This window comes from Streptomyces sp. W16 (genome assembly GCF_033194735.1).
In the GTDB taxonomy this organism is placed as follows: domain Bacteria; phylum Actinomycetota; class Actinomycetes; order Streptomycetales; family Streptomycetaceae; genus Streptomyces.
Window position 1 is genome coordinate 1 of the sequence record NZ_JAWOAI010000521.1, and the last position, 6,649, is coordinate 6,649.

Here is a 6,649-nt window from a genome sequence, read left to right on the forward strand (position 1 = left end):
CGCAGTCGAGCCGGAACGCCTCGCCGCGGCCGGTCTCCAGCGGGCCCGCGAGGCGTTCCATGATCTCGGCCCGGTGATGTTCGCCGACGCCGTCCCAGGCGAGGACCTGCTTCTGGTCGGCCAGACAGAGCGCGTCGGTGCCGAGCAGCGTGCGCAGTCTGCGGGCCGAACGGCGGGCCGTCTCCCCGGTGAGGCCGGCGCGCAGCGGGGGTGCCGCGAGCGAGGCGGTGTGCAGGGTCTGGAAGGTGGCGTGCTCGACGGGGGTGCCGAGCCCGCCGAGGCTCTCGGGGCGCGCGGTGCGCCGCCCGAGCCAGAAACCGGCGGCGAGCAGCGGAAGTACGGCGACACAGAGGCCGGCCAGAAATCCGCTCATGCGCCCGCTCCCATGACTTGGCGTGCTCTCACGCCTTCACCTCCGCCCGTAGCTCCTCCGGCAGATGGAACCGGGCGAGGATCGCCGCCGTTCCTGTCGGCACCCGGCCAGGCGTGGCCAGCGACACCAGCACCATGGTGAGGAAGCCCAGCGGTACCGACCAGAGCGCGGGCCAGGCGAGCAGGGCGTGCAGCGGGCCGGTGCCGGGGAAGCCCGCCATGGTCGCGGCCACGGCGACGAACGCCGACCCTCCGCCGACCAGCATCCCGGCCGCCGCACCGGGCGGAGTGAGCCGGGTCCACCAGATGCCGAGGACCAGCAACGGGCAGAAGGAGGAGGCCGACACGGCGAACGCGAGGCCCACGGCGTCGGCGACGGGGAGCCCGCCGACCAGCACACTCGCGACCAGCGGTACGGCCATGGCGAGGACCGTGCCGAGCCTGAAGTGCCGTACCCCGCGCGACGGGAGGACGTCCTGGGTGAGGACCCCCGCGACGGCCATGGTCAGTCCCGACGCGGTGGAGAGGAACGCGGCGAACGCGCCGCCCGCGACCAGCGCGCCGAGCAGGTCGCCGCCGACGCCGCCGATCATGCGGTCGGGCAGCAGGAGTACGGCCGCGTCGGCGTCGCCGGTGATGGTGAGTTCGGGCGTGTACAGGCGGCCGAGGGCGCCGTAGACGGGCGGCAGCAGGTAGAACGCGCCGATCAGGCCGAGGACGGCGACCGTGGTGCGGCGGGCGGCGACGCCGTGCGGGCTGGTGTAGAAGCGGACGACGACGTGCGGCAGGCCCATGGTGCCGAGGAAGGTGGCGAGGATGAGGCCGTACGTGGCGTACAGCGGGCGTTCCTCGCGGCTGGCGGCGAGCGATGTCGACATGCCGCCGTTGGTGCCGCGGTCGGCGACGGGGACGGTGGCGCCCTTGGCGAAGGTGAGGCGGGTGCCGCCTGCGATGTGGTGGGTGCCGGTGGGGAGTTGGAGCCTCGTGGCGCGGTAGCGCCGGCCGTCGACGGTGCCGTTCACCGTGACGGTCAGGGGGTGGTCGAGTCTGAGGTCGAGGGTGTCGTCGACGCGGACGACGCGCTGTTCGCGGAAGGCGGCCGGTTCCTCGAAGGCGTGCCGGGGCGCTCCGTCGCTCTGCCAGGCGAGGACCAGGAAGAGGGCGGGGACGAGCAGCGCGGTGAGCTTCAGCCAGTACTGGAAGGCCTGTACGAAGGTGATGCTGCGCATACCGCCGGCCGCGACCGTGGCGACCACCACGACCGCCACGATCAGGCCGCCGAGCGAGTCGGGCGCCCCGGTGAGGACGGTCAACGTCAGTCCCGCGCCCTGGAGTTGGGGCAGGAGGTACAGCCAGCCGACCCCGACGACGAAGGCGCCCGCGAGGCGTCGCACGGCGTGCGAGGCGAGGCGGGCCTCGGCGAAGTCGGGGAGGGTGTAGGCGCCGGAGCGGCGCAGCGGGGCGGCGACGAAGAGGAGCAGGACCAGGTATCCGGCCGTGTAGCCGACCGGGTACCAGAGCATGTCGGGGCCCTGCACGAGGACCAGGCCCGCGATGCCCAGGAAGGAGGCCGCGGAGAGGTATTCGCCGCTGATGGCGGCGGCGTTGAGGCGGGGGCCGACGGTTCGGGAGGCGACGTAGAAGTCGGAGGTGGTGCGGGAGATGCGCAGGCCGAAGGCGCCGACGAGGACCGTCGCCACGACCACGAGGGCGACCGCCGGTACCGCGTAACTGGAGTTCACGCGTCTCAGCGGTCCTCGACCAGGCGCACGAAGTCGCGTTCGTTGCGTTCGGCGCGGCGCACGTACCAGAGGGCGAGCAGGACGAGCGGGGCGTAGAGGCAGAAGCCGAGGATCAGCCATTCGAGGCGGCGGGAGCCGGGGGTGGCCGCGAAGACGAGGGGCAGCGGGCCGACGAGCAGGACGAGGACCGCGAACACCGTGAGGGCGGCGCGGAGTTGGGTGCGCATGAGGGAGCGGACGTAGGTGTGGCCGAGGGTGGTCTGTTCGTCGATCTCGGTACGGGGGCGGGAGTAGCCGGAGGCGCGTCGGGTGCGGCGGGGCGGGCCGGTGACGACGACCCTGCGTTCGGTGGGTTCCTGAGGCACCGTCAGGACCTCCGCATCAGCAGGTCCCGCAGTTCGCGGGTGTGGCGGCGGCTGACCTGGAGTTCCTCGCCGCCGACCAGGACGCTCACCGTGCCCGCGTCCAGGCGGAGTTCGCCTATGTGGCGCAGGGCGACGAGGTGGCGGCGGTGGATGCGGACGAAGCCGCGCGAGCGCCAGCGGTCTTCGAGGGTGGAGACCGGGATGCGGACGAGGTGGCTGCCCCGGTCCGTGTGGAGCCGGGCGTAGTCGCCCTGGGCCTCGACGTGGGTGATGTCGTCGACGGCCACGAAGCGGGTGACACCGCCGAGTTCGACGGCTATGTGGTCGGGGTCGGGTTCGTGGACGGGTATCCGGGGTGCGGCGCCGCCGAGTTCGGCCGCCCGGCGCACGGCTTCGGCGAGCCGTTCCTTGCGGACGGGCTTCAGCACGTAGTCGACCGCCTTGAGGTCGAAGGCCTGTACGGCGAAGTCCTCGTGCGCGGTGACGAACACGACGAGCGGCGGCTGCGCGAATCCCGTCAACAGCCGTGCCAGGTCGAGTCCGTCGAGGCCGGGCATCTGGATGTCGAGGAACACCACGTCGATCGCTTCCGGGCCGTCCGGGCCGGACTCCAGGGCGCGGTTGATGCGGCGCAGCGCCTCGGTCGCGTCGCCCGCGCCCTCCGCGCTGCCGATGCGTGGATCGGCGTTCAGCAGATAGAGCAGCTCCTCCAGTGAGGGTCGTTCGTCGTCGACGGCGAGGGCGCGCAGCATGAACGTGGAGTGTAGGAGGAATTAGCGCGGCTGGACATGTGACGGGCGTGGACGTTCGCGCTGGATACAGTGCCGATATGAGCAGCAGGACCACGCCGTTCGACGAGCTCGACCGGAAGATCATCAACGCGCTGATGGCGAACGCCAGGAGCAGCTTCGCCGAGATCGGCGCGGCGATCGGGCTGTCCGCGACGGCCGTGAAGCGGCGGGTGGACCGGCTGCGGGAGACGGGTGTGATCACCGGTTTCACGGCGACCGTCCAGCCGTCGGCGCTGGGCTGGCGCACGGAGGCGTACGTGGAGGTGTACTGCGAGGGCGCCGCGCCCCCCAGGCGGCTCGCGGAGGTGGTGCGCAACCATCCGGAGATCACCGCGGCGATGACGGTGACCGGCGGCGCGGACGCGCTGCTGCACGTCCGGGCGACCGATGTGGACCATTTCGAGGAGGTGCTGGAGCGGATCCGGCAGGAGCCGTTCATCCGGAAGACGATCAGCGTGATGGTGCTGTCCCACCTCCTCCCGGAAAGCCCGGAAGCGGGCGCCACCCACCCCGCACCGGGTGACGCATCAGACCTGCGCTGACCCCGCCAAAGACGCAGCATTCCTGCGCAGACACGCAGCCTTCATCGCTTGTCGCGCGTATTGGTCTCTTCCTACCTTGGTGTCAACCCCAGTCGACATCACAGGAAGCGGAGGAACCCCTCTGTGCCCGAGACCCGTGTGCGGCGCCGGCGGCGCTTTCTCGTCTGCGAACCCAGACACTTCGCCGTGCAGTACGCGATCAACCCCTGGATGCATCCCGACACCCAGGTGGACGTCGATCTCGCCCATGAGCAGTGGCGGACGCTGATCGACACCTACCGCTCCCACGGCCACACCGTGGACACCGTGCCCCCGGCCCCCGGCCTCCCGGACATGGTCTTCGCCGCGAACTCGGCGGTCGTCGTCGAGGGCCGCGTCTTCGGCTCGCTCTTCCACGCGCCCGAGCGGCGCCCCGAGTCCGACCACTACGACACGTGGTTCAAGGCGGCGGGCTACGACGTCCACCGCCCCGAGTCGGTCAGCGAGGGCGAGGGCGACCTGATCCCGACCGGCCGCTATGTGCTGGCCGGCACCGGGTTCCGTACCACCCGCGAGGCCCATCGCGAGGTGCAGGAGTTCTTCGGCGTCCCGGTGATCAGCCTGACGCTGGTGGACCCGTACTTCTACCACCTGGACACGGCGCTGTTCGTCCTCGACGAGGACAACATCTGCTACTACCCGGAGGCGTTCTCGCCGGGCAGCCGCGAGGTGCTCGCGCGGCTGTTCCCGGACGCGGTGCTCGCGACCCGCGAGGACGCGATGACGTTCGGCCTCAACTCCGTCTCGGACGGCCTGCACGTCTTCATCGCGCCCCGGGCCGAGGCACTGGCCTCGCGCCTCGCCGAACGCGGCTACGTCCCCGTCCCCGTCGACCTGTCGGAGTTCCACAAAGCCGGCGGCGGCATCAAGTGCTGCACCCAGGAGATCCGCTCATGACCGCACCCGCCAGTGCCCGTACGTCCGCCGACCTCATCCGCGCCGAGGAGCCGGTCCTCGCGCACAACTACCACCCGCTGCCCGTGGTGGTCGCCCGCGCCGAGGGCACCTGGGTGGAGGACGTCGAGGGCCGTCGCTACCTCGACATGCTCGCGGGCTACTCGGCCCTCAACTTCGGCCACCGCCACCCCGCGTTGATCGAGGCCGCGCACCGCCAGCTCGACCAGCTGACGCTCACCTCGCGCGCCTTCCACAACGACAAGCTCGCCGAATTCGCCGAACGGCTCGCGGAGTTGACCGGCCTCGACATGGTGCTGCCGATGAACACGGGCGCGGAGGCGGTCGAGAGCGGCATCAAGGTGGCCCGCAAATGGGCCTACGACGTGAAGGGCGTCCCCGCCGACCGGGCGACAATCGTCGTCGCGGCGGAGAATTTCCACGGCCGTACGACGACGATCGTCAGCTTCTCCACCGACGAGACGGCGCGGGCGGGCTTCGGTCCCTTCACGCCGGGCTTCCGGATCGTGCCGTACAACGACCTCGCGGCGCTGGAGGCGGCGGTCGACGAGACGACGGCGGCGGTGCTGATCGAGCCCATCCAGGGCGAGGCCGGTGTGATCATCCCGGACGCCGGCTATCTGGCCGGTGTGCGCGAACTCACCAGCCGCAAGGGCTGCTTGTTCATCGCGGACGAGATCCAGTCGGGCCTCGGCCGCACGGGCCGCACGCTCGCGGTCGAGCACGAGGGTGTCGTCCCGGACGTGCTGCTGCTCGGCAAGGCGCTGGGCGGCGGCATCGTGCCGGTGTCGGCGGTGGTCGCGCGGCGCGAGGTGCTGGGGGTGCTGCACCCGGGCGAGCACGGGTCGACGTTCGGCGGGAACCCGCTCGCCGCGGCGGTCGGCACGGCGGTCGTCGAACTGCTGGAGACCGGTGAATTCCAGCGCAGGGCCACAGAGTTGGGCGTCGTGCTGCGGGACGGCCTGACCGAGCTGGTCGGCAAGGGCGTGGTCGGTTTCCGGGCGCGCGGCCTGTGGGCGGGCGTCGATGTCGACCCGGCCATCGGCACCGGCCGCGAGATCAGCGAACGCCTCATGCGGGAGGGCGTGTTGGCCAAGGACACCCACGGCTCCACGATCCGGCTGGCCCCGCCGCTGACCATCACGGCGGACGAACTCCGGTCGGCTGTTGGCTCGTTGGAGAAGGTGCTGACGCAAGGGGCGTGAGGTGACCGGTGGTTGGACGGGCGCGGGGTGCCGGTCCAACCACCGACTGTTCAGGTGTCCGTGGAAGCGACGGTGTCGGCCAGGGCCGCCTGCGCGAGCAGTCGACGCGCCAGGTCGCGGGCCTCGTCCACGGTCAGCGAGGCCCAGAGCCCGGCCTCGCCGCGCACGACGGGGCCCACGTCCAGGGTGACCCGGCTGATCGGCCGCTCCGGGATCGCCAGCAGCAGTCGCTTCACCGCGACCTGCCGGCCGCACGTGGTCACCAACGGTGCTTCACCTGACGGCGGGAGCGGCTCCTGCCCTGACCGATTCATCTCCTCCACGACCTTCCCTGAGTACCCGGCGAGGTATCAGGAGCAGCGCGGAACGGGCCCGGGTTGTTCCCGACGGGCGCGAGGCAGCCGTAGCACACCGTGTCCGCGCGTACGGCGGACCGTGTCGGCCTCGGACCGTCGGGTGAACCCCGGGCGAATTCTCGCCCGCCCTCCGGTCAGAACAGGGTCAAGGGACGCGGTGGGGGTCCTGGCGCCCTCATAGGATCGCTGGTACCGCCATCTTTCGTACGACTCCCCCTGGAGGCCCGGCGTGCCCGAAACCGCGCGCGGCGCCGAAGCCGAAGCAGAGCCCGGCCGGACAGAGCCCGCTCCGGCCCCCGCCGGACACCGGCGTACCGTGCTG

The 6,649-nt window shown here is 71.6% G+C and carries 7 protein-coding genes and 1 pseudogene; 3 read left to right on the top strand and 5 right to left on the bottom strand.

Annotation, left to right across the window (positions count from 1 at the left end; genetic code table 11):
- From R6V09_RS42415 to R6V09_RS42430, 4 genes and pseudogenes are all read right to left on the bottom strand, one after another.
- Window positions 1-373: pseudogene (locus tag R6V09_RS42415) on the bottom strand (sensor histidine kinase); the annotation flags it as partial.
- 28 nt (window positions 374-401) lie between these two features.
- The gene (locus R6V09_RS42420; protein WP_317886822.1) at window positions 402-2,114 is read right to left on the bottom strand and encodes a sodium/solute symporter; all 1,713 of its coding nucleotides are present in this window, start codon (window positions 2,112-2,114) and stop codon (window positions 402-404) included.
- A gap of 5 nt (window positions 2,115-2,119) precedes the next feature.
- On the bottom strand, window positions 2,120-2,479 hold the full coding sequence (locus R6V09_RS42425; protein ID WP_317886823.1) for a hypothetical protein: 360 nt from the start codon (window positions 2,477-2,479) through the stop codon (window positions 2,120-2,122).
- Between the two features lie 2 nt (window positions 2,480-2,481).
- The gene (locus tag R6V09_RS42430; protein WP_317886824.1) at window positions 2,482-3,231 is read right to left on the bottom strand and encodes a LytR/AlgR family response regulator transcription factor; all 750 of its coding nucleotides are present in this window, start codon (window positions 3,229-3,231) and stop codon (window positions 2,482-2,484) included.
- Between the two features lie 77 nt (window positions 3,232-3,308).
- On the opposite strand from R6V09_RS42430, the gene R6V09_RS42435 reads away from it, so the two are divergent.
- The 3 genes from R6V09_RS42435 (at window position 3,309) to rocD (ending at window position 5,971) form a co-directional block, all read left to right on the top strand.
- Complete coding sequence (locus R6V09_RS42435; RefSeq protein WP_317886825.1) at window positions 3,309-3,812, top strand: Lrp/AsnC family transcriptional regulator; 504 nt, start codon at window positions 3,309-3,311, stop codon at window positions 3,810-3,812.
- Between the two features lie 123 nt (window positions 3,813-3,935).
- A complete protein-coding gene (gene ddaH / locus R6V09_RS42440; RefSeq protein ID WP_317886826.1) occupies window positions 3,936-4,748 on the top strand; it encodes a dimethylargininase in 813 nt (270 codons plus the stop codon).
- The gene (gene rocD / locus R6V09_RS42445) at window positions 4,745-5,971 is read left to right on the top strand and encodes an ornithine--oxo-acid transaminase (protein ID WP_317886827.1); all 1,227 of its coding nucleotides are present in this window, start codon (window positions 4,745-4,747) and stop codon (window positions 5,969-5,971) included. Before ddaH ends, rocD begins: the two co-directional genes overlap by 4 nt.
- A gap of 50 nt (window positions 5,972-6,021) precedes the next feature.
- Here the strand turns inward: rocD and R6V09_RS42450 are convergent, their stop codons facing one another.
- Complete coding sequence (locus R6V09_RS42450; protein WP_317886828.1) at window positions 6,022-6,234, bottom strand: hypothetical protein; 213 nt, start codon at window positions 6,232-6,234, stop codon at window positions 6,022-6,024.
- Window positions 6,235-6,649 lie beyond the last annotated feature (415 nt).